Origin of the sequence: Flagellimonas okinawensis (assembly GCF_029194005.1) — a bacterium.
GTDB lineage: Bacteria > Bacteroidota > Bacteroidia > Flavobacteriales > Flavobacteriaceae > Flagellimonas > Flagellimonas okinawensis.
Map to the genome: position 1 here is coordinate 992,479 of NZ_JARFVA010000001.1, position 24,074 is coordinate 1,016,552.

The 24,074-nt window shown below is 38.8% G+C and carries 23 protein-coding genes and 1 tRNA gene; 9 read left to right on the forward strand and 15 right to left on the reverse strand.

The annotated features are described in order from the left end of the window. Window positions 1–82 precede the first annotated feature (82 nt). From PY091_RS04725 to PY091_RS04735, 3 genes are all read left to right on the forward strand, one after another. Window positions 83–442 carry a BlaI/MecI/CopY family transcriptional regulator gene (locus PY091_RS04725; protein WP_275648552.1) on the forward strand — a complete coding sequence of 120 codons (360 nt, stop codon included), beginning with the start codon at window positions 83–85 and terminating at the stop codon, window positions 440–442. After that, window positions 442–2,241, forward strand: a complete 1,800-nt coding sequence (locus tag PY091_RS04730) for a M56 family metallopeptidase (RefSeq protein WP_275648553.1) — start codon at window positions 442–444, stop codon at window positions 2,239–2,241. The genes PY091_RS04725 and PY091_RS04730 overlap by 1 nt, the downstream gene beginning before the upstream one ends. Before the next feature lie 521 nt (window positions 2,242–2,762). Continuing rightward, window positions 2,763–2,912 carry an SsrA-binding protein gene (locus PY091_RS04735; protein WP_275648554.1) on the forward strand — a complete coding sequence of 50 codons (150 nt, stop codon included), beginning with the start codon at window positions 2,763–2,765 and terminating at the stop codon, window positions 2,910–2,912. Here the strand turns inward: PY091_RS04735 and PY091_RS04740 are convergent. Further along, entirely contained in the window at window positions 2,903–3,415 is a 513-nt protein-coding gene (locus PY091_RS04740) for an adenine phosphoribosyltransferase (protein ID WP_275648555.1), read from the reverse strand. The genes PY091_RS04735 and PY091_RS04740 overlap by 10 nt on opposite strands. A 63-nt stretch (window positions 3,416–3,478) precedes the next feature. Between PY091_RS04740 and PY091_RS04745 the strand changes: the two genes are divergently transcribed. Further along, window positions 3,479–3,552 (forward strand) — tRNA-Arg (locus PY091_RS04745). Here PY091_RS04745 and PY091_RS04750 read toward each other — a convergent pair. From PY091_RS04750 to PY091_RS04770, 5 genes are all read right to left on the reverse strand, one after another. After that, the gene (locus PY091_RS04750; RefSeq protein ID WP_275648556.1) at window positions 3,518–5,122 is read right to left on the reverse strand and encodes a recombinase family protein; all 1,605 of its coding nucleotides are present in this window, start codon (window positions 5,120–5,122) and stop codon (window positions 3,518–3,520) included. The two genes, PY091_RS04745 and PY091_RS04750, sit on opposite strands and share 35 nt — an antisense overlap. Beyond that, window positions 5,119–5,292, reverse strand: a complete 174-nt coding sequence (locus PY091_RS04755) for a hypothetical protein (RefSeq protein WP_275648557.1) — start codon at window positions 5,290–5,292, stop codon at window positions 5,119–5,121. Before PY091_RS04755 ends, PY091_RS04750 begins: the two co-directional genes overlap by 4 nt. A 136-nt stretch (window positions 5,293–5,428) precedes the next feature. Further along, a complete protein-coding gene (locus PY091_RS04760) occupies window positions 5,429–5,719 on the reverse strand; it encodes a hypothetical protein (protein WP_275648558.1) in 291 nt (96 codons plus the stop codon). Between the two features lie 11 nt (window positions 5,720–5,730). After that, window positions 5,731–6,780, reverse strand: coding sequence for a relaxase/mobilization nuclease domain-containing protein (locus PY091_RS04765; protein ID WP_275648559.1), 1,050 nt, complete (start codon window positions 6,778–6,780; stop codon window positions 5,731–5,733). Further along, on the reverse strand, window positions 6,770–7,117 hold the full coding sequence (locus PY091_RS04770; RefSeq protein WP_275648560.1) for a plasmid mobilization protein: 348 nt from the start codon (window positions 7,115–7,117) through the stop codon (window positions 6,770–6,772). Before PY091_RS04770 ends, PY091_RS04765 begins: the two co-directional genes overlap by 11 nt. 377 nt (window positions 7,118–7,494) lie before the next feature. Here PY091_RS04770 and PY091_RS04775 point away from each other — a divergent pair, with 377 nt between their 5' ends. From PY091_RS04775 to PY091_RS04795, 5 genes are all read left to right on the forward strand, one after another. Next, a complete protein-coding gene (locus tag PY091_RS04775; RefSeq protein ID WP_163636113.1) occupies window positions 7,495–7,815 on the forward strand; it encodes a DUF6922 domain-containing protein in 321 nt (106 codons plus the stop codon). Next, a complete protein-coding gene (locus PY091_RS04780; RefSeq protein ID WP_163636112.1) occupies window positions 7,815–8,609 on the forward strand; it encodes a nucleotidyl transferase AbiEii/AbiGii toxin family protein in 795 nt (264 codons plus the stop codon). The genes PY091_RS04775 and PY091_RS04780 overlap by 1 nt, the downstream gene beginning before the upstream one ends. 937 nt (window positions 8,610–9,546) lie before the next feature. Next, complete coding sequence (locus tag PY091_RS04785) at window positions 9,547–10,137, forward strand: Crp/Fnr family transcriptional regulator (protein ID WP_163636110.1); 591 nt, start codon at window positions 9,547–9,549, stop codon at window positions 10,135–10,137. A 77-nt stretch (window positions 10,138–10,214) separates the two neighbouring features. Continuing rightward, window positions 10,215–11,513, forward strand: a complete 1,299-nt coding sequence (locus PY091_RS04790) for a M20 metallopeptidase family protein (RefSeq protein ID WP_163636109.1) — start codon at window positions 10,215–10,217, stop codon at window positions 11,511–11,513. 137 nt (window positions 11,514–11,650) lie between these two features. Then, a complete protein-coding gene (locus PY091_RS04795) occupies window positions 11,651–12,142 on the forward strand; it encodes a hypothetical protein (RefSeq protein WP_163636108.1) in 492 nt (163 codons plus the stop codon). Between the two features lie 17 nt (window positions 12,143–12,159). Here PY091_RS04795 and PY091_RS04800 read toward each other — a convergent pair whose 3' ends face one another. From PY091_RS04800 to PY091_RS04840, 9 genes are all read right to left on the reverse strand, one after another. After that, window positions 12,160–12,990: an isoprenoid biosynthesis enzyme family protein gene (locus tag PY091_RS04800; RefSeq protein WP_275648561.1), complete on the reverse strand. Its 831-nt coding sequence runs from the start codon at window positions 12,988–12,990 to the stop codon at window positions 12,160–12,162. A gap of 250 nt (window positions 12,991–13,240) precedes the next feature. Continuing rightward, the gene (locus tag PY091_RS04805) at window positions 13,241–14,413 is read right to left on the reverse strand and encodes a carboxypeptidase-like regulatory domain-containing protein (protein WP_163636102.1); all 1,173 of its coding nucleotides are present in this window, start codon (window positions 14,411–14,413) and stop codon (window positions 13,241–13,243) included. Between the two features lie 172 nt (window positions 14,414–14,585). Next, the gene (locus PY091_RS04810; protein WP_158657163.1) at window positions 14,586–14,729 is read right to left on the reverse strand and encodes a hypothetical protein; all 144 of its coding nucleotides are present in this window, start codon (window positions 14,727–14,729) and stop codon (window positions 14,586–14,588) included. Between the two features lie 351 nt (window positions 14,730–15,080). Continuing rightward, window positions 15,081–15,521: a DsrE family protein gene (locus PY091_RS04815; protein ID WP_275648562.1), complete on the reverse strand. Its 441-nt coding sequence runs from the start codon at window positions 15,519–15,521 to the stop codon at window positions 15,081–15,083. A gap of 47 nt (window positions 15,522–15,568) precedes the next feature. Beyond that, window positions 15,569–17,335, reverse strand: coding sequence for a hypothetical protein (locus PY091_RS04820; RefSeq protein ID WP_275648563.1), 1,767 nt, complete (start codon window positions 17,333–17,335; stop codon window positions 15,569–15,571). A gap of 10 nt (window positions 17,336–17,345) precedes the next feature. Beyond that, entirely contained in the window at window positions 17,346–18,677 is a 1,332-nt protein-coding gene (locus PY091_RS04825) for a DUF4249 domain-containing protein (RefSeq protein WP_275648564.1), read from the reverse strand. A 23-nt stretch (window positions 18,678–18,700) separates the two neighbouring features. After that, the gene (locus PY091_RS04830) at window positions 18,701–20,020 is read right to left on the reverse strand and encodes a DUF4249 domain-containing protein (protein ID WP_275648565.1); all 1,320 of its coding nucleotides are present in this window, start codon (window positions 20,018–20,020) and stop codon (window positions 18,701–18,703) included. Beyond that, window positions 20,017–21,324, reverse strand: coding sequence for a DUF4249 domain-containing protein (locus PY091_RS04835; protein WP_275648566.1), 1,308 nt, complete (start codon window positions 21,322–21,324; stop codon window positions 20,017–20,019). Before PY091_RS04835 ends, PY091_RS04830 begins: the two co-directional genes overlap by 4 nt. Then, window positions 21,324–24,068, reverse strand: a complete 2,745-nt coding sequence (locus tag PY091_RS04840; RefSeq protein ID WP_275648567.1) for a TonB-dependent receptor — start codon at window positions 24,066–24,068, stop codon at window positions 21,324–21,326. The genes PY091_RS04835 and PY091_RS04840 overlap by 1 nt, the downstream gene beginning before the upstream one ends. Window positions 24,069–24,074: the final 6 nt, after the last annotated feature.

Consider the following 24,074-nt stretch of genomic DNA (forward strand, 5'->3'; position numbering starts at 1 on the left):
CTATAAAAATAGTTAACAAACTATAATAATAGTTGTTTAACTATGATTTTAGTATTATGTTTGGGCATCAAATGTTCAAATCATGCAAAAATTAACCAATAAGGAAGAGGAAATCATGAAGATCCTTTGGGAGCTGGAAAAGGCTTTTGTAAAGGAAATCTTGGAAAAAATAGAAGGTGAGAAACCGCATTACAATACGCTTTCCACGATTGTGAGGAATCTTCAGGAAAAGGGATTTGTGGATTACGAGGCCTTTGGCAACACACATCGCTACTTCCCTGTTGTGAGCAAGGAACAATACCGTAAAAAATATGTGAATGCGGCCATTGCCGATTATTATAATGATTCTTATAAAAGTTTGGTATCACACTTCGCCCAAGAAGAAAAGATATCCATCTCCGAACTTAAAGAAATTATAGATCTAATAGAAAAGACCAAGTAATGCAACCCATATTCAACTTCCTTATACAATCGGTATTAATTTCTGCAGGTTTTTTAGCTGTATATCATCTCTTTTTAAAACGAGAGACCTTATTCAAAGAGAATAGATTGTTTTTATTGTCCGGCTTGGTGCTTGCCTTTACGTTTCCTTTGATTAAAATTCAAAAAACCGTAGTGGTTTCCAGATCTTCGCTTCTACAAGTATCGGAGACAGGTGCCGACACTGCTCCCTTGACCACTGAAAGCAGCTTGTTTACCCTTGAAAACATTCTTATTGCTATATATATTGGTGTATGCCTGGTATTGTTGACTAGGTTTATCATTAAACTTTTTGCGCTAAAAAAACTGGCCAGCAACGCTCACAGAAGACGTGAAAAACCATATTTACATTTAGAAACAAAAAAGAAAATATCACCGTTTTCCTTTTTTAACTACATTTTTTACAACCCACACCTTTTTGATGCTAATGAACTTCACACGGTTTTAGAACACGAAAAAGTACACGCACGACAACTACATACCGTGGATATCCTATTGCTGGAATTATTAAAAATCGTTTTCTGGTTCAACCCTTTTCTATGGCTCTACAAAAGTGCTGTAAAACAAAACTTGGAATACCTAGCGGATTATTATGCCATTGCCGGTGTAGAAAGTAGAAAATCGTACCAGTACATTATGCTTAAGCAAGCAGTCGAAAAACAAGAATACAGTTTAGCTAATTCATTTTATAATTCATTAATCAAAAAACGAATAGTCATGTTAAATCAAAATCAATCCAAAAAAATCAATGTACTCAAAACCATGGCGGTCGCTCCACTACTAGGGCTGTTATTGGCTAGCTTTAGTATTGAGGAGACCTATCTTTACAAGGAATCCGATAGTGTTGATGCTATAATGGCAGACGAGACCACTAAAGAGGACAAAACTATTGAGTTGACCATTGACAAGAACACTACTGATACCGAGTTGGACAACATTAAAAAAGATTTGGCCAAAGATGGTATCGATTTCAGCTATACCACCGTTAGAAACGATGAAAGGGAAATCATAGGCATATCATTGCAAATGAGCGGTAAAAATTCAGAAGGCAAAACCTTTAGCGGCAATTACAATACTGATTCGCCCGGTCCTATTGGCCCCATTACCGTTTTATATGACGATGAGAACAACGCTGTCTCCTTTTGGAACGCACCAAAGAAGAATACCGTTAGAATACACACTTTAGATAAGGACAATATTTCTTGGACCACCTCGAACAAAGAAGAAATCGTGGTAAAGAAAGTCGATGGCAAGAAGAAGGTATTCATAAATGGCAAAGAGTTAGATGAAGACAAGATGCAAAGCATGGATATCCATTTAGATAATGAGGACGGAGAAGGAAGTGTTTTTGTGGTTCAAAGAAATAATGACGACACAAAACATGTAAAAATTGAAAAGATTGTAAGCAAAAAGGACGGAATGAATATCGTGAAAATTGTTGATTCCGACGATGAAAATGACAAAGAGGTGAAAATAAAGAAAACCTCTAAAGTAATGATCATCAAAGACTCCGATGATGATGAAGATATTGAAGTAATCGGAGATGACGATGATACCAGCTATGTTTTTATAGACAATGATGGAAAGACCGAGCCTCTTTATTACATCGACGGTAAAAAAGTAAAATCCAAAGATTTAAAAGACCTTTCCCCGAGCGCCATTAAAAATATGGTTGTACTTAAAGGTGACAAAGCTTTGGAGAAATATGGTAAAAAAGCAAAAAATGGGGTAATTGAGATTACTCTTAAGAAGAATAAGTGATTACGAAATAATCATTTTTTGATTAGTCCAATGAACCGTCTTTAAAGGCGGTTCTTTTTTTCTACCTAAACGAAAGCCCCAAAATCGACCTCTTTTTAAACGAAACCTCCCTTGGTTTTTAAAATCCACTTAAAAAAGCCCCTACAATTCTAACATTTTTTAACTTTTAATAGCTTTTTCTATTACAATTATAAACTTTCAACAAGGAGAAGTGTTTCAGTTGTAGAGCCTTGTCGTTTTTTTTAATTCAATCTCGTATTCATTTGCATAGATTTTAATGTAATCACTTGGAAGCATGACTTTTATCATTATATATTCGAAAATATAACAGTAGCATAATTGTTTTTTTTAACTCTAAATCAATCACAAAATGATCGCAATCGTAAAGTTTTTCATCACACTTCTCATGCAACTCTTAACGGTTATTTTTATATAAAACCGTGGAGGGTTACCTCTTTAAAAGCAACGTTCCATAGCTTGTAGCCAGCTTTATCTATATTTGTCCAAAGCGATATAGTTTTATGTTTTACAAGATATTGGCAAAAATCAATAAAGTGTTGCTCCCCTCCTACACCAAAAAGGGTTTAGATCTATCACAAGCATCTAAATTGCAGTTGGCCATAATAGGATGGCGATACTTTGTGACCAAAAAGGCTTTAGATCAATATTGAAGCAATGTTTCCTTGGGGTAACCTTTAATTTTTTCGGCACCTTTTAAAAAGGTAAGTTCAATTAAAAAATTGCACTGGACCACCTCTCCGCCAAGTTTTTCAACAAGTTTACATACCGCTTGGGCTGTTCCTCCCGTCGCCAGTACATCATCATGTATTAACACCCTATCGCCTTTTTCTATGGCATCTGCGTGGATTTCCAAGGTTCCTGTTCCATATTCCAAGTCATAAGATTCGGAAATGGTCTCAAAAGGAAGTTTACCCGACTTTCGAACGGTCACAAAACCGGCTCCGATTTTTTCGGCGAGCATGGGAGCAAATATAAAGCCTCGACTATCTACACCTACCACTTTGTCAATTTTCAAATTGGCAGTTAATCCAACAAGCGCTTCACCTGCTTTTTGAAAAGCTTTGGGGTCTTTTAACAAAGGGGTAATGTCCTTAAAAACCACGCCTGGCTTAGGGAAGTCCTTGATATCACGTATGTATGGGGCAAAATCCATTATTTTATTTGCTAGGGTTTTGTGGTAAAGTTAAAAAGAAATATATTTGCAGCCCTTAAATAAGGCCGCGTGGCGCAACTGAATAGCGCATCTGATTACGGCTCAGAAGGTTGCAGGTTTGAATCCTGCCGCGGTCACTAAACGGGATTTTTCACAAATCGAGTGGAAATTCCCGTTTTTTATTTCCTTTAAATTACCTGAAAACGAACTGATTGCGCCAAAAATTTCGTTGACCCGAAAAGTTTGAACTGCTTTGTTTTTGAAGTCATACACAATCCCGTCGGGGAACACCATATATTGTATGGCCCTTTTTGTTTCCAAATCCCCTAACCTCCATAAATACGATAAGTTACAAGCGTAATCGAGTGCTATTTTTACTGACTTTTTGAGGTTTGAACTATTTATCCCGCCATTCTCCAATTTCATCTCCAATTCCCTTTGTTTAGCTTTCAGTTCAGGCATAAAAAGATCATATTGGGACTTTGTGATTTCGTTCAACAAAACGAATCTTCTTTCCAATGTATTTATCTGCTCTCCGATTTGAGCGAGTTCTTTGGTCAATCGTTTTTGGTCGTTAAGTGCTTCTTGATTATTAGCCAACAAGGTATCGTGTATGATATCGGTCAAAGGTTCGATATACTTTTTATCGGCTATGGCATACCTGTTCAAAACATTTATAAACTCTTCATGAAGCTTTTTTGCGCTTCTGCTTTCCCTGCTTCCCTTACGCCTGTTCTTGTAATAATATAGCCCCTTTTTCTTCACGATAAACCCAGTATAAGGTGTCCCACAAACTGAAGATCTGACAAACTGTTTTAATGGCAGATTTTCATCGTCGTACGAATATTTCTTGGGTGTATCTCCCTCGTGAAGTAGATTATGGATCTTTAAAAAGATTTCTTTCGATATCAGGGCCTCGTGTTTTCCTTGAATCACTTCTCCAGGAATTAGGCTATTGACAATAAGTCCACAATAGAATGGATTTCTAAAAAGATCGGTCAATTTTTTTGCATGTATGTCCATGCCCTTTTCTTTGAGCCGTTTTGCAATCTCGACATGGGACATATTGGCATTGGCCTTCCATAAAAAAGCTTGCTTCAACAATTTTCCTTCTTCGGTAATTACGAAATTCGGGACCTTTCCTTTCCCAGGATTTGTATTGGTATATCCAAATGGGTAGGCTCCCGTCCAATGCCCCCTTCGCAGCTTCTCCCGCATTCCCGTAATGGATTTGTCCCTACGGACCTGATTGTCGAAGTGGGAGAACATATGGTACAGGTTTTCTTGGAAGGTCCCAGCACTCGTGGTTACATCGATTTCCTGGGTGGCCGAAATAACGGCCACTCCCTGCTTTTTTAACTGCTCGCTGATATAGGCACCGTTCGCGCCCGTACGTGAAAACCTATCGTAGGAATAGACAATGATATAGCCAATGTTCTTTCTCCTTTTGACATATTTCAACATCCTTTGAAATTCCCTACGTTCATCGCTCTTTGCGGATTCATAGGTTCCCCCGAAATATTCCAGAACTTCCAATTCCTTTCGAAGTGCATACTCCTGGCAATATTTAAGTTGGGTGCTGAGACTGGCATTTTTGTCAAATTGCTCTTTACTGGAAACACGGGTGTAGATAACGGCCGTATTGTTTTTCCCTATAATCCTCCCCTTTTCCCTTTTGGCAAATTGATCAAATACCTCTAAGTTCATATGTTCCCTTTTTGGATATGGCGGCAAACTATGTTGGCGAGTTCCCTGAGTTGCTCCAAGATTTTTTCCGCCTCTTCCTCCGAATAATCCTCAAACCCTTTAAATGTCTTGAGCCATGTGCTGTTGAATGTTCTGTTTTTCTGCCTTTGTTCAATGATTGTGTTGGACATTTCCATTAAATAGCAGTAGCTCCTTTATCTCGTATGGTCACTACCGTATTTGTATAAGCAGGCTTTAATTTACCTTTTTTAACTATTTAAATCCAGTATCGGATGACAATTTTATCCCTTGAATATTAATGGTTGGTTAACTTCTTTTAGTTTTTCCGGAAGGGGAGACTTTTTTCCTGAATATCCTGTTTACACAAACAATCTTACCATTGCTCTGTTTGATTTCCAGGTTCTGAAAATCATGTTGCTTCAACAGGTCTATAATTCGCTCTCCTGTATGCATTCTCTCAAGACCTTCAATAACATCTACCTCTCCATTTTTAACAATCAGTTTGATGGATATGAACCTTTTGCTGCGTACCATTTCCAATACCTGGATTTCGGAAGGGGACAATCCTGAAAGTTTTTGCTTGTTGATTTTTTCCATAAGTTCAAGTTTTATAGGCCCAGCCCTTTCCTTTTCTTTTTTCTTTTGGACTTTTTCCTCGCACCATGGTCATTGAGTTCTAGTTTGAAAGGGGTCCAATCCGTTTCATTAGCCAAAGGCCCGGTCATTCCATTTCCCTCAATTTTTCCCACATGACCTTTTGATTGTTCAGAAGGATCTTCAGTGCCTTTTGCAACTCCCTCACTTCTTGGCTCAGGTTTGATTGCCGTTCCAAGGTTTCCTTTACCAAATCTATCAGTTCCCCGTTCTTTTCCATTAGTCGATAGTACAACTGCACGGTCTCTGTCTTGCCCATAATCGATTTGTTTTACGATACTGTTCCATGAATATTTTTTGCCAAGCGTACTGCCTTTGTACACTATGCCTTTATAGTTGAACGATATGCCCGAGACCCTGCCCGTGGTCTCGCTTATGTTGAATCTTGGCGAGATATTTTGCTCCTGTAGCAACTTGATAAATCCTGTTGTGTCCGTTGCCCTTGAGATTGCCGAACCGATCCGCTCCTGAAGTATCAGTTTGATGGGCAGATTACCCGTTCTCAGGGTTTTCTCGATCTCTTTCTGGGTAAGCGGTTTTTCGGCACCAGTCTTTACAGAAATTTGGGACAGCCCGTATTTCCTTTCCAAATCATTGAGCACTTCCCGGCTCCTTCTTTTAATGTTGCTGTCACTTGTTGTCCTGCCCGAATACCTGACCCTGTTGGCCACTATATGGATGTGTTCGTGTTCCGTGTCCGTATGACGGTACATAATGAACTGGTTGTTATCGAAACCCATCCTCATCAGATAGTCGCATCCGAAGGATGCAAACTCCTTATCGTTCAATCGATCTGAGTAGGGCAGGTTCAAGGAAACATGGAATACCGCATTCCCAAGCCCCGGACGCAATTGCCTGACTAAATTGAATTCCTGTGTCATGTTTACCGCTGTGGATTGTCCGATATTGGAATCGATCACATATCCGACCCCTTCTTCCACCTTCTTTTCATTGTAGGCCAGAACTCCGTAAAAATCCTTTCCTATGGTTATCTTACCTATCATGGTTGGTGATATTTGATTTGAGCTGTTGCAACAACATTTTTACCTCCTCCAATTGTTTGGTGATACTGAACTCATCACGGATACCTGAGTTCGAGACCCTGGCAAGTTGGTTCAGGTTGTTTCCCACCCGGCTCAGTTCGACAAAAAGTTTCCGGTCCAAAGGATCTACCTTTTTGGTCGGCAGGGATTTTCCTGTACATTTCCTTCGGATATATTCGGCTGTGGACAATCCAATTGTCTTCGCATTGTTGCCAATGATCAAGTATTCGCTTTTTGAAACTCTGAAGGCTATGACAATCGTCCTTTGTTTTGATATGTCCTTTTTAGGTCTTGCCATTTTCTATGGTTTTGGTATTGTTCTAAAGGTCATTTGTAAACGAAGTGCGCAGTTTTTGTTTACAAAAACACAACTTGCTTCGTGACCTCCGATCAACTATATGGCAAACCTATAATCTATGGATTGTTTGCAGGGGTTTTGCCGTACATGGACTTTTGTACGGCAAATCGTTGAAGGGTCTTTTCAGAAGAGAAATAAAAAAATGTACTGAACTTGAACCAAGGATTTCCATGGAAAGAGGGAAACCGGTCAATACGTTCCTTTGGACGGAATTTTCCATATTAGATCAATGGTCCGATTTTCGTCCCAAGTCATATTGAACACGGGGCCATGGGCCGGACACCGGGATATTTCGTATATTTGATATAGAAAGAGCCATGAAAAAGTCGCACAACATAGCACCGTCCAAAGGAAAGAACCTAAAGGGTTACTTTCCCGGACCTGTATTTTGGGATGTCGACCCCAGCGTGCTTGATGTGGAAAAGGACAAGATCTTTATCATCGAAAGGGTACTGTCCCGCAATATGGGGGACCCACAATATTTTGAGCTTCTCGAAAGACTGTATCCGATAAGTGACATTGTCCGGTGCGCGAAAAGGAGCGAACAGATTCGGGGGAACAGCAGTATCAGGGCCGTGGCCGAACGTTATGGCATCAGACCGGACCATATGAAGAACTACAATCCTTCCTTTGGATAATGGCCGTCGACCAAGCCGTTTCGGACGAGCTGAAAAGCGTCATCGTCCAATTGATGCAAGCAGATTATTTAAGGGACTTTAACCTTGGAGGTGGCACCAACCTCGCTATCCGGCACAATCATAGGGTCTCCACGGACATCGACCTCTTTTCCCAAGGTGTGGTCGGGGTCGAAAGATTGAGGGCAATAAGTGCCTATTTCAGATCGACCTTCAAAGACGGGCTTTTAGGCCTCTTGGAGGAAAACTTCGGGGACAATCAAATGGCCTTTCTCAGGGTGAACGTACAAAGGAACGGGGTCCCGATCAAAATAGACATCATCCAAAATATTCCATTGCTCCATCCCATAGAAACATTTGACAACATTAGATTGATCAATGAACTCGACATCGGGGCATTGAAATTGGTGTCGGCCGTAAATCGCGGGACCCAAAAGGATTTTGGGGACCTTTTGTTGCTCTGTGGACTGTATTCCCTTGAAAGACTGCATACCGAGCTTATGAAAAGGGAAAGTATGTTCATCGGTAAAGAGTTTGGCACCATCTTCAACGTTGAGGGACTTCCCAGCGGTTTGGCCGGTGACCTGTCCGCCCTGGGCAATTTCAACAGGGCAACGGACCGAAAAAGTGAAAGCAACCGTCTTATCTTAACGGAAAATTCCATTATCCCGGGTTCTTGGCCCGAACTTGGCCTAAGATGGGCAGGGATCGTCGAGGCATATGCAAAGTCGAAAGGCTTGCGTTTTACTCCTCCTTCCAGAAAAAGGAGGTGGAAAAACAAAGGGATCGGTCTTTAAAAAATCCATCTTATAGTTGACAGTTCCCATTTTTGAAAGTTTACGCCGATACGTTTTTCCTTGATCTATTCTAACCTTTGTAGGAATGAAAAGTGGAAAGGGAGAAAAAAACAAAAGGAGTATGGCATCCAGGTAAGGGAACGTGAAAATCAACATTGCTCAATATACCCCTTCGTACCATTACATTAATTAAGTGCTCATCAGATTTGTTCAAATATTAAAACAACTCTTCATTCGTATAATTATATAATTGTACACATGTACAATTGTATATACATACAATTGCATATTTAATCATTTGTATGGATAAATGAGTTTGGAGATTATTCGAAAGGCTTCTTAAGATGTGCCCGGCATGATCAAAATATCATTTAAGGAAAAGACGGGCTTAGCAGGTATTCATTCATTGCCCATCTCGAACCAATGGGATTGTCTGTATCCTGAAGGGAAAAAGTATCTTTGGAAATCCCCTCTTTTCCCCCTTTCCACAAAAAGCACCCGTAAGGGTGCCGATCCCATGACAAAATCAATGGAACGATTCATATCCATTACATCGAAAAATAGGAACAAAACTTCAATGATATCTTTATCTTAAATGGCAAGTAGATACTCCAAGACCATGGAAGCCATACTGAACGATAAATTACGGAAATTGGTGTAGCCAATTAAAAAAAGACAAGTACAAAAATTGAGAACATCAGGAACAGTTTGTCTTTTCTCTTATACAGAGCGATATATTATATTTGTTTGCTTATATATTAAGTGTAATTCTTTAAATTACATTAATCGAACGTATTAATTGTAAATTGTATGGAAGTATCTTGTGTGTTACTCTTGAGTATATAATTGTCTTAAATAATTAAATTATAAATACGCTACGGACTGAACGTAACTTTGTTCAGCCATACATTGGTAATAAGCTAAAGAAACATCCCGAATGGAGCAAGAGTTTAAGGTTTATATCAAATCTTACCTAGAACAATTTCCTGATTTGAGCTCGGAGGAACTAACTTTCATTTCCTCATATCTTATTATAGAAAAGTATGGCAAAAAAGAATTTTTATTTAAAAGCGGGGAGGTTCAAAAGGAAGTGGGATTTGTTTGCAAGGGACTTTTGAGAAGATACTACGTCAATGAAAAAGGAAACAAAATAACAACGGGTTTTATAATTGAAAATAACTATGCCACAGATTATCCCGCATTCATAAGGCAAAAACCATCAAAGTATTTTATCGAATGTCTTGAGCCATCGGTAATCATAAAATTGCCATATGATAAAATTCAAGAAGGGTACGGTAAATTTAAAACAAGTGAAAGGTATGGTAGGTTGATAGCCGAATATGTTTTGACCGTGCAAACCGACAGGGTAGAAAGTCTTTTGTTTGAGACAGCTGAAGAGCGTTACTTGAATTTTATAGACCGAAACCCAGACCTTGTAAACAGAATTAGTTTAACGCATTTAGCAACGTACTTGGGTATAGAACGGCAATCATTGAGCAGAATACGGAGTAAGATCGCCAAAAAATGATTTTGTCACAAATGTGTCAGGTAGAAAAGCCGATGATGTTTCATTTTTGCAATAGTTAGTTCCATAATATTGTAAAAATGACTTCAAATAATAAAATAACCAAAACAGCCTTAATTACTCAATTCCTCTTTTTTGGACTTGTTTCCAGTGGCCAAAATACAACTGTTGAACCATCCACACATTTGAAAGTCCAAGAGCGAACCGACAAAATTTTCGATAGCTTTGTAAAAATTCGCAGGGACTTTCATACCAATCCCGAAGTGTCAGGGCAAGAGAAAAGAACTTCCAAAAAGATTGCTGAATACCTTTTATCCTTGGGCCTTGAAGTTAAAACTGGAATAGGTGGTCATGGAGTCCTTGGAATCTTAAAAACTGGTAAGAAAGGAAAGCATATTGCTTGGAGAGCAGATATTGATGCCCTTGCTTCCGACCATCCCGATGTTGTCGATTTTTCATCAAAAATTAAAGGTGTAAGACATATTTGTGGACACGATGTACATACAACTATTGCACTTGGGATAGCTAATGTTTTAACAAGTTTAAAAGAAAGCCTTACAGGAACTATTTACTTCATCTTTCAACCATCAGAAGAAAATTTGGCGGGGGCAAAAGCCATGCTTGATCATGGCCTGCTCAATAGTATAGACCCAGAAGAAATTTATGCATTACACATTGCACCTATGTCTGAGGGGATTGTTACTACCAAAGCAAGAAACCCTTATGCAGACTATAAGGGAATTCAAATTACCTTAAAAAACACAAAGGAGAAAACGGCTCTTATTCAGTTTACGAAAGAGCTTTTTTTACATCTTCAAAATGTTTCACCTGAAAGTGAATTCTGGGACAATAAAAATCTATTGGACCCCAATATAGGATTGGGAAATCCAAATACCATATTTAAGGATTATATTACCGTTGATTCAAATATTGCTGTTAAAGAAAGTGATAAGAAGATTACAATTAGGGCCTATCTAAGTGCTGAAAAGGAAACTCAATTAGACTTTCTTTTAAGTCAAATAAAAAAGAAATTTAAAGGATCGGACTATTCAGATCAATTTTTAAATAGTTCATTTTATTATGAGACAGCGCTAGTGCTTAATGATGAACGATTAACTTCATTGACCATACCTACAATAAGTAAGATTTACGGAAATGAACACGTTCTCCCCCTTTATGGAGCTATACCTGACGGACGTGGGGATGATTTTGCACTGTTTCAACGTGAAATTCCGGGAGTCTATTTTTTATTGGGTGCATCAAATTTTGAAAAAGGAATAGTTTCCATGCCTCATTCACCAAATTTTGCTGTTGATGAAAGTTGTATAAAAACGGGAATCAACTACTTTACATCAATGATAATAGAGAGACTTAAGTAATAAGGTCGGTTGCCTACTTGTTATAACCGAAAATAATAAAACCAAGATTAAATTGATTGATTACATTCCTTTTTTTGGTGTATATAGATGTATTTTATACCCATATAATCAAGTTAGCAACAATAAATAAACACAATATGAAACATTTTCTTTGCACAATAATTTTCTTGACCGCTTCAATTAGTTCCATAGCTCAAGAAAAAACTGATGTTACCGTTAAATCCATTAACGGAATTATCGATGAACTACTTGATCAAATAACCATCGAAAAGGGCGAGAAAATGGATACTATAGCAATTAGGAACTTATTTCATCCATCGGCCATATTTACAGTTGCTGATGTTACAAATGCTGAAACCGTATCACTTAATGATTTCCTCATCCTCTTGAAAGATCCTTACTATGAACAAGGATATCTTGAAAAAGAAATTCATAAAGTTGTTGATCAATACAATGGAATTGCCCAAGTATTCCAGACTTTTTATGGCAAGGACTCTGAGGGAGCTGAAGAAAAAGGAATAAACAGCTATCAATTAACATATTATGGCGATCGATGGTGGATAGTCAGTCTCTTATGGACCATAGAATCCAAAAGTGCCGGAATACCTGTAAAATATGGTGGGGAATAAGTGAAGAAGTTGCTGAGTTAACCACTAAACCACGCAACACCCATAGCCGAAACCGTTGACAACCATTTAACCAAAAAATACAATCTCCTGTTTGATGAAAAAATTTTCCCTAACCCTTGTTCTAATCTATCAATATGTTTTGATTTCAAGTATTTATTAAATCTTATATATCCATTTATATTCAGGTTGTTTATTGTGATTGTATTTTGCATCCGCTGCAATTCATCCTTCCATCTGGGCGCTTTATAATCTCTCACAAATTCAAAGGCCCTTATAATATGTTCATAAGCCTTTAAGTATAGTTCTTCGGCCACACCTTCCAGATAAAGAAGCTTTTTTTGATCACCTAAACTATATGATTCAATGTCATCGACTCTCTTTTCTAAGTGGTTTTTTGAAATATTGAACTGCTGATTAATATAGTCTTCCTCATAATCTGAAACATCATCCAATATTTGAAAAGCAACATAAAAATCCTTGTGCGATTTAAGAACGTTTTGGTATTCATTTCGATAATGTTTCCCTGTAAGTACAAATAGTGCGTCTATCGCTATTTTTCCAAAAGAAGACTTGTAATCGCATAAAACCTCATATTCCGCAAACGAAGATATATTGTGGCTTTGCTTGTCCAATTTATAAGCCTTAACATATTCAAATTTTCTTTTGCCCCATATATCCCAAAATTCAGAATCAGTTTCAAAGAAAGTCGATAATATCTTGACAGTTTCCTCTTGGCAGATATTAATTGTTAGAAAGACGTTGAAATTCGATGTTTCCTTTTTGTTGTCAAAAATATCGTCCATCAAAATAATGGACCGATAGTAAAGAAATCCAGCGATTGACAACATATCCAACACCTCTTTATCAGAAAAATCGAAAGCTGAATTGAAAAGATATGGGTAATATAAATAGTAATCAGGGTTGTTCCGGATAAACTTTTGGTAGCAAATATTATCGATTACTTCCTTGGGATAGCCAAGCCCATTCAAGTATATCTGTACATTTTCAATCGCTTCTTTGAAAAGATTGTCATCTCTGTAATCAAAAAAATATTTTGTACTTATCAACCAATCACTGTTTATATAATTTTCTTAAAAATCAATTACGTAAATCCCTTATGTCCTTTAATATCTTTCTTTCCTCTTCACTAAAGAACATTGTATTGTTCTCATTCCAGCCTTCCAACTTTGGTATTGCAATAACTTGTTTGTTAAATCCTTCTTCAACATCGTAGTTAGTAGACAACTTTTTTGGTGATATGTGTTCTACAAGCGTCAATATATATTTGGCGTTTGAACTGTACCTGTAGCTTTCTTGGCCTAAAATGCCGTTCCTAACGTTGTCCACTTCAACAAAAGAAAGGAAGTATTTATCATGGACTTTACGATATTTTATCGTTGCTTTTGCCTCTATTAATATAAATACAGGCTTTTTTGATTTTTTCCCCTCAAGGGATGATGCCACAATCGCTTTAATTTTTTCTGGATCTTTTTGCGTTTCTATCTGAACAATTGCCATGGTTTCTCTTTCAATATAAATTTTACCCATATTGTTGTTATAGATATTGTCGTTTGATGGTGAGAACCCGATAATGAGAATAGGGTTTTCCCTAGATTCGATTTCTCCAACATATTTGAAAGTATAGTCTGAAAGATTGTCAATATCGAACATTCTGCTTTTTGAACGTACCATATCGGCGTTCCGAACAATCGTGGCTATGCCCCCAACGGCATCTAAATTTAGCTTTGTGTGGTTTTCTGTTCGACGACCCTGAATGATTTCTGCTTGATAGCCTTGGGGATTATTGTCTCCTTCATTATAAGTCATAAAGGAAACTTCGGTTAACATAGCGCCTTTTCCATCTTCCTGTACACTTTCACGATAAAAGCCATAAAGATTAAATGGATTCGATATTATATTCTGTGGGATGCTTTTAATAGCTTTTATTATAATATCCTTTGCGGTTTCTCCCCTAACAAAGACCTCCTCCAAACTGATAATATAAGGACTCAACCAAATTGTATCCTTTTTACTTAAGTTATTTTTTTTGATATTTTTTTTTCGATAAGCTAAATGAGAGAATTCTATATTATTGGATTCGACAAAATAATCAATTGAAAATTTCCCAACTTCGTTTGTGGTTGTTCCCTGACCTTTTTCATCAGTGATGTGGGCAAACTGTATTGGCTCCCTGGTCATCGAATCCAATACTATTTGAGAATGTAGATGAATACTCCCAAGAAAAAAGACAATAAAGTATATCTTTTTCATAAATCAGGCATCTTTTGGTAAATATTAAGACTAATTCGTTTAGAACAATATACATCTATTTGAATTATTTAGCTGAATTGCAACGAATTAATAAAGAAATTATATAGGATATTAGGGCAAAAGAAATCCGGATTCATTTATCATGAATCCGGATGACAAAAGTTTGATAGGTTTAGAAAGTGTAACTAGCTCCAATATAGCCTCTACAATCACCACTTGTACAAGCATAATTACTCTCGTTTTTCCACTTTGCCATCTCTAATCTTTGCTCTAGTTCTTCGACTTTGAAGTTTTTTAAATCCTCACTTTTGTTCATAATTATAGTTTTAGGTTAATGCAATAAAATGCCTTTCTATTTGTAGTATTAAACTTATGAATATTTTTTTAAATTGACACTATCTGGGTTCAGATTATTCAAAATTTTTCTTAAAATGAAATCCACTACAATTATTACAATACTGTTTTGTAGCCTTCCTTAAAAATGTAGGATATCATTAAATTCAGTGACCTCCTTTGTATTTCTAATATTAAATGATTTAGCGATAATAGTTTCGATATCCTCCTTCAAAAAGTTTGAACTCTGTCCCGTTGAGGTCACGAACTCATAGTTCCATAAAAAAACGCCAAGCTCTGCTTAGGCGTTTTTTTATCCGTTAAATTTAAAGAATCAGTATGTTAGAGTGTTGTAGCCCTTTGCCTGTAATTGCAATACCCTTACTGTCCATGTTGCAACGGGTTCCATGCCAGGAATAAGTTGGTCTTCTGAAACACCCAATTTGCCCATGGCAACACTACAGACACTTACTCGCACCTTACCTTTATATTTTTGATATAATACTTCCAGCTCAGAGTCCTTGACCAGGTTCTTTACAAATTTACCTTTGGCAACGATTTCATAATCGGAAATCTCTACCCCACTGGCCACAAGTTTGTCATATAAGCTCAATACCCCCCTAAAATGGCGTTCTTCACTAACACCAAAAGCATATTGTTTTGTTTTTTGAAGGACGGAGACGATTTCGGCATCAAACTTATCCTGTGCAGTAACTTTGTTTGTTGTACACAGCATTATAATACCCAAAAAGAAGAAGGCTCGTAATATTTTCATTTGATCAAGGTTTAATTTTCAGCGTAATTGCCGTTATAAAAATACAATTATTGGCTGGCATCTTTCACTATGATCGTACTATAAACGGTAATGGGTTTGCCATAGGTCGTAAAACCGTCTAAAACCACTTCAAACTCACCTGTAAGGTCGGAGGTGTAAAACTCAAACTGTACATCTTCCTCCGCCACCTCTACATGGGGTTCCCAGAGCAGTATTCTTCGGTAATCCGGTATGCGTTTTCCATTCGCTGATTCCACTTGGTAACGCTGCTTAAAATAGTTCTTTTTGGGAGAGGCTTTTTTAATCGGCACATTGATACCATGTTCCGGCACGTAATTCTCAAAAAAATCACCTTCAATGGTTGTCACCGCCATCATTCCTTGATAATCCTTTCCAGCCATTCTAAATTGGTCTCTTACCAAACTAATGGACTCGATTTGCTTCGCATCAAAATCCTTGATTTTCTCATGGTCCGGTATATAAACCCCATCGAACAAAACAATAGCGGGAAAATCGTTGGCTTTTTCATTATAGGTTTCAAAATCTTGGGCTATACGAATATAATCGCTTCCATTGGGGTTATTTCTATAACCGGCGTAATTCAAAACTTCTACAAGCGTTTCTTGAAAAGTTGGAAAACGAGTAAAGTCGTCCAAGTTTATGGTCTGAGGTAAACCTCCATCAAAAGGATCAATGGGTGTTCCCAAAAGTACAGAGTCCGGTTTTATGGAGAAAAACTGGTTTTCCAATTGATTGTGAACACTGCGCAGTTCAATGGCATCGGCATAACCGGGCTTCAACACAAATGGATTAAAATCGAGTTCCGAAGCATCTAGGTGAGGTACTGAACCAAGGGCAACCTCAACATCCTGTATATTTTCGCTGACCTGCATTATGGCCCTACCCTGCTTATAATCCTTTCTTAAGTAGGTATAAAAATTGCCGTTATCATCTGTAGTAGCAAACTTTAACAAAAACTCCTCCCCCGGCACGGACACCACCATTTTGGTATCTCCCATCGAATTTCCACTTTTATCGGTGACCTTGCCGAATAAGAGTTCACCACGCTGTTCTGGTAAAAAAAGACTATCCCCAACGGTTTTATCCAATGCTCCCTTTACGTTTAAATACTCATTGGCATAGGATATGGCATTTTTGGCCGGACGCACGTCCATTTCACTCTTTTTTTGAATTTTTATGGTATAGTTGCCATGCCCCAGTTGCGCCTTATAATTTTTAAGGGACATTGTAACCTTTTCCCTAGTTCCAAAAACTTCCTTATCCAATTTGAGCTGCACTACGGAAGAATCCAAGGGCTGATCATAATCGGCAATCGGTGTTTCTTCTGTAGTATCTGTCAACAGCTGCGATTGATCTACTTGATAGGGGTTTATGATCACCAAGTCATCTTTAAAGACTTGCTCCATACCATTGTTTTTCATCCATTGGGTATAACCGAGTAGTTTATAATTCCCGGAAGGAACATCGGTATTGATAAAAAAGTCTCCTTGGGATTTTCCTCTCTGTAATCGAATCTTTTGTTCCAGCACATATTCCCCTTGCTGATTCACCAACGCTACATAGCCAACGAAACTTACATTACTGGCCCTATTGTTCTGTGCATTAAAGCAGTAAAAGGAGTAGTGCAAGTATTCACCTGTAAAAATAATTGGTCCTGTATGATGCAAAAAGACCTTTTCCTGGGGCAGGCTTTTTAAGTTTTGTAGCTCTTCTTGGCTACCGATTACATATTGTGCCTGCACTGGCAGGGCCACAGCTGCTAGAATCAAAAAAGCTATCCAATGTTTTTTCATAAGTCGTGTTTTAATCGATCCAAAAATCAGGTTTAACATTTGAGCCAACCACATTACAATCCCCACAAATTGTTGGGACAACAAAATAAGGTCCTTCGCATTCACCTGGCGGAATAGTGTTATCTTGGTAATATTCCACTAGACCAAGTTTAATACGGTCCATAAGGGAACGAGGGCACTGGCCCATAGAAGGAGGGGGTCCATCCCTTTCGGGATTAGGCAACATGGGCGCCGTAGGATTCTCGCAGTTTATGGTTCCAAAATATGGAGGGAGAGATTCTCCTGGGAACAAATCTTCGAAATTAAAATATAAGCGTTCGCTTACCTCGGTACTTACATCAAAAAAGCCCACTACCGGTACATTACCGCCTACACTAAAAACATTACCTTCTAAACTACCGGGTTGTACTTGACTAAAAAGTGACTCGCTTTGACTAAATGCTACCAATTTCTCATAAAAATCAAAAGCTTCCCGAGACACGCCCCTTTGTTTCACCAAAATACTGTATCGATGCGATATTATGGGATTATCGACCCCAATAAATCTTACCATGGTTCGTTCTGCCCTATTACCATTAAGAATATTAGCATTCAACAACACTTCTCCGGTTGAAAGGTCGGTTCTATAACAGACCTGCTCTTCCCTTTGCCTTGGAACCAATTGCACATCCGGATATAGAATCTCCTGCACATTACCTAGGTCATCAAAAACAAATTCATTTTCATCCCTAATAATCTCAAATTCATATGGGGTCCAATGGGGAGCAATTATTTTATATGTTTCTTCATAGGCGTATCGAAACAACTTGTTCCCATCAGATTCAAAAGATGAATCCACAAATATTCCGACACCATCCAAACCGGTGTCACTTACCATACGTTCAGCATAAATATTCTCTATGGAAGAGGTTTGGGGCAATCTCATAGGGTCAGATGTAAATTCTTCGTTATTTGATGTGGACACATACAATTGATAGGACACATTGGGAACAGCTCGAAAAGGAACTATGGATGCATAAGTACCGTCTTCAGTTTCTTCAAACCCATATACTATACCATTTTCTGCCCTAATTTCAACTTCTGCCCCACTTTCAAATTGAGGTCCCAAACCATGTTCAATTATTAAGGGCGTATGCACATTAAAGAGTCTATCTTCCTGAACATTTACGGTACTGTCTGTTTCCACACGTTGCATACGGCTCAAAAAAACTTTTTGAATGGTTTCCAAATCAGTAATATTCGCCTCTACTACCAAGGCCCCAACCATACTGGTATCGGCTAAAATATCGGCGGTAGCATCAAAAGGCTCTACACAGGCGGATACAACCAATAATAGAAACAAACCCTGTATGTAGACTTTAAAACTCACTCTTCTATCCAAAAATCAGGTTCCACATTACTGCCCAATAAGGTACAATCCCCGCAAATTCGGGGTACAAATACGTATGGCCCGCTGCACAAAGGGTCGGGCAATAAATCTTCGTCATATTCTCCGAAATAGCTTATTATCCCCAAATTAACCCGCTCTATCACCGATGTGGGGCAAGGATTAGGTTCTGGAGTTGGGTCACAATACGATTGATGTGATTCCTCTGCCGTTAGCAAATTGCAATTAAAAGGAAACTCAGGTAGTTCTTCATCTACAAAAAAGTCATCAAAATTGAAAAACAATCGCTGATCGGAAACACCCACGGCCTCTACATACCCTAACACATTTTCACTTGCACCGTCCTTTCTGTGTACATTGGCATAAATGGCACCAGGTTGTACTTGGGAAAAAATATTTTCGGATTTTGAAAACCCATTTAGGGTCTCGTAAAAAGAGTAAGCATCTGCAGATTGTACTTGCTGTTGCACCAGGATGCTGTATCGCTCTGAAATTATAAAATTATCCTTCCCAATAAACCGGACCATATGCTTGGATATATTCCTGTCCGGGCTCCCCGAAGTGCTAAATTGTTGTATAGTTGTGGATGCTACGGTATTATAACATACCCTATTTTGAACTTCTCTTGCTACAATTTCTAAATCGTATGTCGGAAAGGGAAGAGCACAAGGGTCATAATTTGTTAGCCTAAACTCGCTTCCAACCCAATTTGGAGATATGACCTTATAGGTTTCTTCATAGGTATAGCGATAAAACTGTGTATTGCCTTGTTGAGGATCACTATCCACATAAATGGCTACCCCCTCTTCACCATTATCGCTCACGGCACGTTCTGCATAAACATTTGTAAGTTGCGATCTACCTTCTAGCACCAGAGGGTCTGACTCATACTCCACACCATTCTGTGTTGAAATATCCAAAGTATATCCTACACCCATTTGCAATGCAAAAGGTTGGTTGGACAGGTAGGTGCCTTCTTCACCCTCGGTAAATTGGTAAGTTGATCCATCATCCCCAAAAACTCTCACTGTTGCCCCTCCTTCCATATCCACGGAATCAATAGATCGGCTCCCAAGCGGGATGTATGGATTATAAATGGTATCGGTCTCTAAATCCAAACGTAAACTACTTCGGCTCAAATATACCTTTTGGGTAATGGGTTCATCGGTAAAAACAGCTTCCACCACCAAGGCCGGTGATGTGTCATTCTCTTCCAATACATCAATTTCAAGCTCATCCAAACACGAAAAGCAGAAAAAAAGTACTGAAAACAGGCCTATGTATTTAAGAATCCTCATTCCACCCAAAAATCTGGTTCCACATTACTGCCCAACAGAGTACAATCCCCACAAATTCGGGGTACAAACACATATGGACCCGGACAGGATGCATTTGGCACCAATGCCTCATCGTATGCCTCGTAATAGGTTACGGTACCCTTATCCAGTCTACTCAATAAATCCTCGGGGCATGAGGGAGGTGGTGGTGAGTTATATATTCTAGCTGTCATGGGACTACAGTTGAAAGGAAACTGGGGCAGTTCTTCATCAGCAAAAAAGTCATCAAAATTGAAAAACAACCTTTGATCTGAGACTCCCACGGCCTCTACATAGCCCAACACGTTCTCATTTGAACCATCTTTTCTATGCACATTGGCGTAAAGTGCACCAGGTTGTACCTGCGAAAAAATATTTTCGGATTGCGAAAAACTTTTCAAGGTCTCGTAAAAAGAATAGGCATCTGCGGATTGTACTTGCTGTTGCACCAAAATACTATAGCGCTCAGAAATGATAAAGTTTTCTTTGCTGATAAACCGAACCATCTGTTTGGAAATATTCCTATCGGGACTACCAGCAGTGCTTATTTGTTCTATACTGGTTGATGGCACTGTATTGTAACAGATACGGTTTTGAACCTCTCGCTGCACAATATCCAAGTTAAAAAGTGGAGGATAAACAGAATTATCGTAACCCGTTAACTCAAAATCAATAGGACGCCAATCTGGCGCAACAACCTTATAGGTTTCTTCATAGGCAAAACGGTAAAATTGTGTATTGCCTTCTTGTGGCTCACTATCCACATAAATAGCGACCCCATCTTCACCACTATCGCTCAGGGTCCTTTCTGCATAAACATTGGTCAACTGGGACCTTCCTTCAACCAGTAAAGGGTCGGATTCATACTCCAATCCATTCCTTGTTGAAATATCCAGAGTATACCCCACTCCCATCTGTAAAGCAAATGGTTGATTGGAAAGATAGACTCCTTCTTCACCTTCTGTGAACTGATAAGTAACACCATCATCCCCCAAAAGTCTTACTGTTGCCCCTCCTTCCATATCCACAGAGTCAATGGGACGACTGCCCAATGGTATATACGGATTGTAAACGGTATCCGTCTCTAAATCTAAACGTAGACTACTTCGGCTCAAATATACCTTTTGGGTAATGAGCTCATCAGTAAAAACAGCTTCCACAACAAGTGCGGGAGAAGCATCTTCTTCCCCTAATGTATCAATTTCGAGTTCGTCCAAACATGCTCCGAAAACAGTAAGGAACACGAGGCACAGAACTATACGATATAAACCCTTTCTCAACTTCATCAAAATTTAAAATTATAGGTTATAGAAGGGATAGGAACTCCAAAAATGGAGCTCTGCAATGCTTTTACTTCACCATCCTCTGTTACAAAAAAGACAGAATACGGGTTGTTCCTGCCCAGAACATTATACACCTGAATAGTAATAAAACTATGTGCCAATTTATTCTTCTTGTGGTTACCCTCGATGTTGATGCCCAGGTCCAATCGATAATAATCGGGTATTCTAAACTTGTTCCTATCACTAAATGTGACGTAATCCGAATTATTGAACCTAAAGGTTCCCACAGGATAGGTAATGGGCCTTCCCGTTTGATAAACAAAGTTCATGGAAACACTGTACCGTTTCGTAAACTTGTAATTTGCGATTACACTAAGATCGTGCGGCTTGTCAAAATTAGATGGAAAAAATTCGCCATTGTTGATGCGCTCCTCACTGGTGTCTCCATCAAACTTATATTTTGATCTGGAATATGTGTAACTGAGCCACCCATTCAGATCTCCTCTGTTCTTTTTCAAAAGAAATTCAACACCATATGCTTTTCCCTCGCCTTGCAGTACCTCTGTCTCTACATTTTCATTGAGCAAAAGGTCGGCACCGGTCTTAAAATCGAGCACATCGTCCATTCTTTTGTAATATCCTTCCAAACTTAACTCGAACATGTTTTCCTTAAAATTCTTGAAGAAACCAAAGGTTGCCTGATAGCCTTTTTGAGGTTTAATGTTCAGGTCTGACAATTTCCATGTATCTATTGGCGATACCGTGGTATTATTGGATAAGGTATGGATAAATTGATATGAGTTGTTAAAACTCGCCTTTACCGAAAAATCTGGGGTAAAAAGGTAACGAGCGGAAACCCTGGCCTCCGGCCCACCATATGTTTTTATAAACTCCCCACTCCCATAACTTAAGGTATCCTGTACCGTGGATTCACTTCGTGGTGCCCCTTCTTGATAGGAGTTTTGGGTCGCCTCTCCCATTGCTGCATAAAATGCATATCGTGCCCCAACATCTATCAGAAGTTTATCGGACACCTTAAATTCATCTCCTATGAACAATGCCCCTTCCAATGCTTGTTCCCGATCAATGGAAACGGGATCTACATTGGAGTTTGGACCTTTGGGCTCCACATTACCAGGGTCAACCGAATAATATTTTGCGGACAGGCCATAATCCAATGTGTGTGCATCATTTAATCGAGTATTTAATTTATACCGTAATTCCGACTCATTTATAGTATAATCCAATTCGAAATTGCTGTTCCCTTCATCTTCATAATCAATTCCGAAATTATAGTTGCTATTGCTAGCCGTAAGTACTCCAGTGCTTTTCTCACTAAGCTTATGTGCCCATCTTACGGACCCCAATCGGTTGCTGTAATTATAAAGGGAATCGGAAGTAATGCTGAAATTATCTTTGCTGTAATATGCGGTACCTCTTATTTCACTGTTTTCGTTAAACCTGTGATGGTATTTGACAATGCCATCAAAAAAGGAAGCTTCGCTATTATTAAGGGATTCCTCGTCCAAAGCTTGTAAGATCCAGTCAGCATATGCGCCACGAGCACCCAAAATCAATGATGATTTATCTTCTTTTATCGGAATTTCAAGAGCGAGGTTACCCGTAACCGGGCCAATGGATCCCTCTCCCGATATTTTTTCCACATTTCCATTTTTGGTTTCGATATCCAATACGGATGAAAGTCGACCACCAAACTCAACGGGCGGAGCTCCTTTATATATATTTACTTTATCCGTTGTAAAAGGGTTCAACGCTTGAAAAATACCAAAGAAATGGGTGGGATTATAAATAACAGCATCGTCCAACAATACCAGGTTTTGGTCAGTTTTACCTCCCCTAACATTTAAACCTGTTGCACCTTCACCTGCAGAAGATATACCCGGCAGAGCTTTCGCTACTTCCAAAATATTCCGTTCCCCTAACACCAAAGGTATATCCTTGGATTCCTCGGAGCTTATCTCCTCGCTACCGGAAACGGCTTCTTCCACATTACTCACAGCATCCGCCTCTACTACAACTTCCTGCAACTGCTCCAAACTTTCCTGCAATAGTAGATTCAAGGTTCCATCATTGTACATAATAACTTCCCTCTCCGAGTCACGGATTCCCATTGCGCTGGTGGTAATTACATTGTAGCCGGCAGGCAATTCCATAGTAAACTCCCCCTGCTCATTGGTGACCGCCACACGACCACTGCCACGAGACCTAATGGCCAAATCTGGAATGGGGGAACCGGATTGGGCATTGATCACCCTACCGGTCAATTGATACGTTGGTCGTAAATTTTGTTCATCTGCCCTACCCACACGTGCTATAGGCAACTTTTGAGCGGTCTGGGACACCTCATCATTATAAAATGTAGGTGGTGGTATGTTATTCCGGTTTTCGGCAACTTGTGACATTATCACAGTATCCGAACGTTGGTAAAATGCCGGAGGAAGTTCGTCATAAACTACGGTGTTTTGTAGAAAGAACACCCGCCGTTCATCTTCCAAAACATAAAAGTTTAATGATGTATCCGATAAAATGCTTTCAAGAATATCGGTAATAGAGGCATTCGTGAAATTATCATTTATCTCTAAATCCTGAATCCAATCCTCGAGATAAAACAAAGAATAATTGGATTTATCCTCAAGTTCGTTGAGGAATTCTATGGTCGTTTTCGTATCACTTGAAATTGTGATAGGTTCGGTTTGTGAGAAAGTAAATTGTCCCCATAAAAACATGGTAAA

What these genes read in the sequence shown, in the direction of transcription:
- PY091_RS04725 (WP_275648552.1), top strand. Translation starts at nt 83, where the DNA reads ATGCAAAAATTAACCAATAAGGAAGAGGAAATCATGAAGATCCTTTGG.
- PY091_RS04730 (WP_275648553.1), top strand. Translation starts at nt 442, where the DNA reads ATGCAACCCATATTCAACTTCCTTATACAATCGGTATTAATTTCTGCA.
- PY091_RS04735 (WP_275648554.1), top strand. Translation starts at nt 2,763, where the DNA reads ATGTTTTACAAGATATTGGCAAAAATCAATAAAGTGTTGCTCCCCTCC.
- PY091_RS04740 (WP_275648555.1), bottom strand. Translation starts at nt 3,415, where the DNA reads ATGGATTTTGCCCCATACATACGTGATATCAAGGACTTCCCTAAGCCA.
- PY091_RS04750 (WP_275648556.1), bottom strand. Translation starts at nt 5,122, where the DNA reads ATGAACTTAGAGGTATTTGATCAATTTGCCAAAAGGGAAAAGGGGAGG.
- PY091_RS04755 (WP_275648557.1), bottom strand. Translation starts at nt 5,292, where the DNA reads ATGTCCAACACAATCATTGAACAAAGGCAGAAAAACAGAACATTCAAC.
- PY091_RS04760 (WP_275648558.1), bottom strand. Translation starts at nt 5,719, where the DNA reads ATGGAAAAAATCAACAAGCAAAAACTTTCAGGATTGTCCCCTTCCGAA.
- PY091_RS04765 (WP_275648559.1), bottom strand. Translation starts at nt 6,780, where the DNA reads ATGATAGGTAAGATAACCATAGGAAAGGATTTTTACGGAGTTCTGGCC.
- PY091_RS04770 (WP_275648560.1), bottom strand. Translation starts at nt 7,117, where the DNA reads ATGGCAAGACCTAAAAAGGACATATCAAAACAAAGGACGATTGTCATA.
- PY091_RS04775 (WP_163636113.1), top strand. Translation starts at nt 7,495, where the DNA reads ATGAAAAAGTCGCACAACATAGCACCGTCCAAAGGAAAGAACCTAAAG.
- PY091_RS04780 (WP_163636112.1), top strand. Translation starts at nt 7,815, where the DNA reads ATGGCCGTCGACCAAGCCGTTTCGGACGAGCTGAAAAGCGTCATCGTC.
- PY091_RS04785 (WP_163636110.1), top strand. Translation starts at nt 9,547, where the DNA reads ATGGAGCAAGAGTTTAAGGTTTATATCAAATCTTACCTAGAACAATTT.
- PY091_RS04790 (WP_163636109.1), top strand. Translation starts at nt 10,215, where the DNA reads ATGACTTCAAATAATAAAATAACCAAAACAGCCTTAATTACTCAATTC.
- PY091_RS04795 (WP_163636108.1), top strand. Translation starts at nt 11,651, where the DNA reads ATGAAACATTTTCTTTGCACAATAATTTTCTTGACCGCTTCAATTAGT.
- PY091_RS04800 (WP_275648561.1), bottom strand. Translation starts at nt 12,990, where the DNA reads ATGTTGTCAATCGCTGGATTTCTTTACTATCGGTCCATTATTTTGATG.
- PY091_RS04805 (WP_163636102.1), bottom strand. Translation starts at nt 14,413, where the DNA reads ATGAAAAAGATATACTTTATTGTCTTTTTTCTTGGGAGTATTCATCTA.
- PY091_RS04810 (WP_158657163.1), bottom strand. Translation starts at nt 14,729, where the DNA reads ATGAACAAAAGTGAGGATTTAAAAAACTTCAAAGTCGAAGAACTAGAG.
- PY091_RS04815 (WP_275648562.1), bottom strand. Translation starts at nt 15,521, where the DNA reads ATGAAAATATTACGAGCCTTCTTCTTTTTGGGTATTATAATGCTGTGT.
- PY091_RS04820 (WP_275648563.1), bottom strand. Translation starts at nt 17,335, where the DNA reads ATGAAAAAACATTGGATAGCTTTTTTGATTCTAGCAGCTGTGGCCCTG.
- PY091_RS04830 (WP_275648565.1), bottom strand. Translation starts at nt 20,020, where the DNA reads ATGAGGATTCTTAAATACATAGGCCTGTTTTCAGTACTTTTTTTCTGC.
- PY091_RS04835 (WP_275648566.1), bottom strand. Translation starts at nt 21,324, where the DNA reads ATGAAGTTGAGAAAGGGTTTATATCGTATAGTTCTGTGCCTCGTGTTC.
- PY091_RS04840 (WP_275648567.1), bottom strand. Translation starts at nt 24,068, where the DNA reads ATGTTTTTATGGGGACAATTTACTTTCTCACAAACCGAACCTATCACA.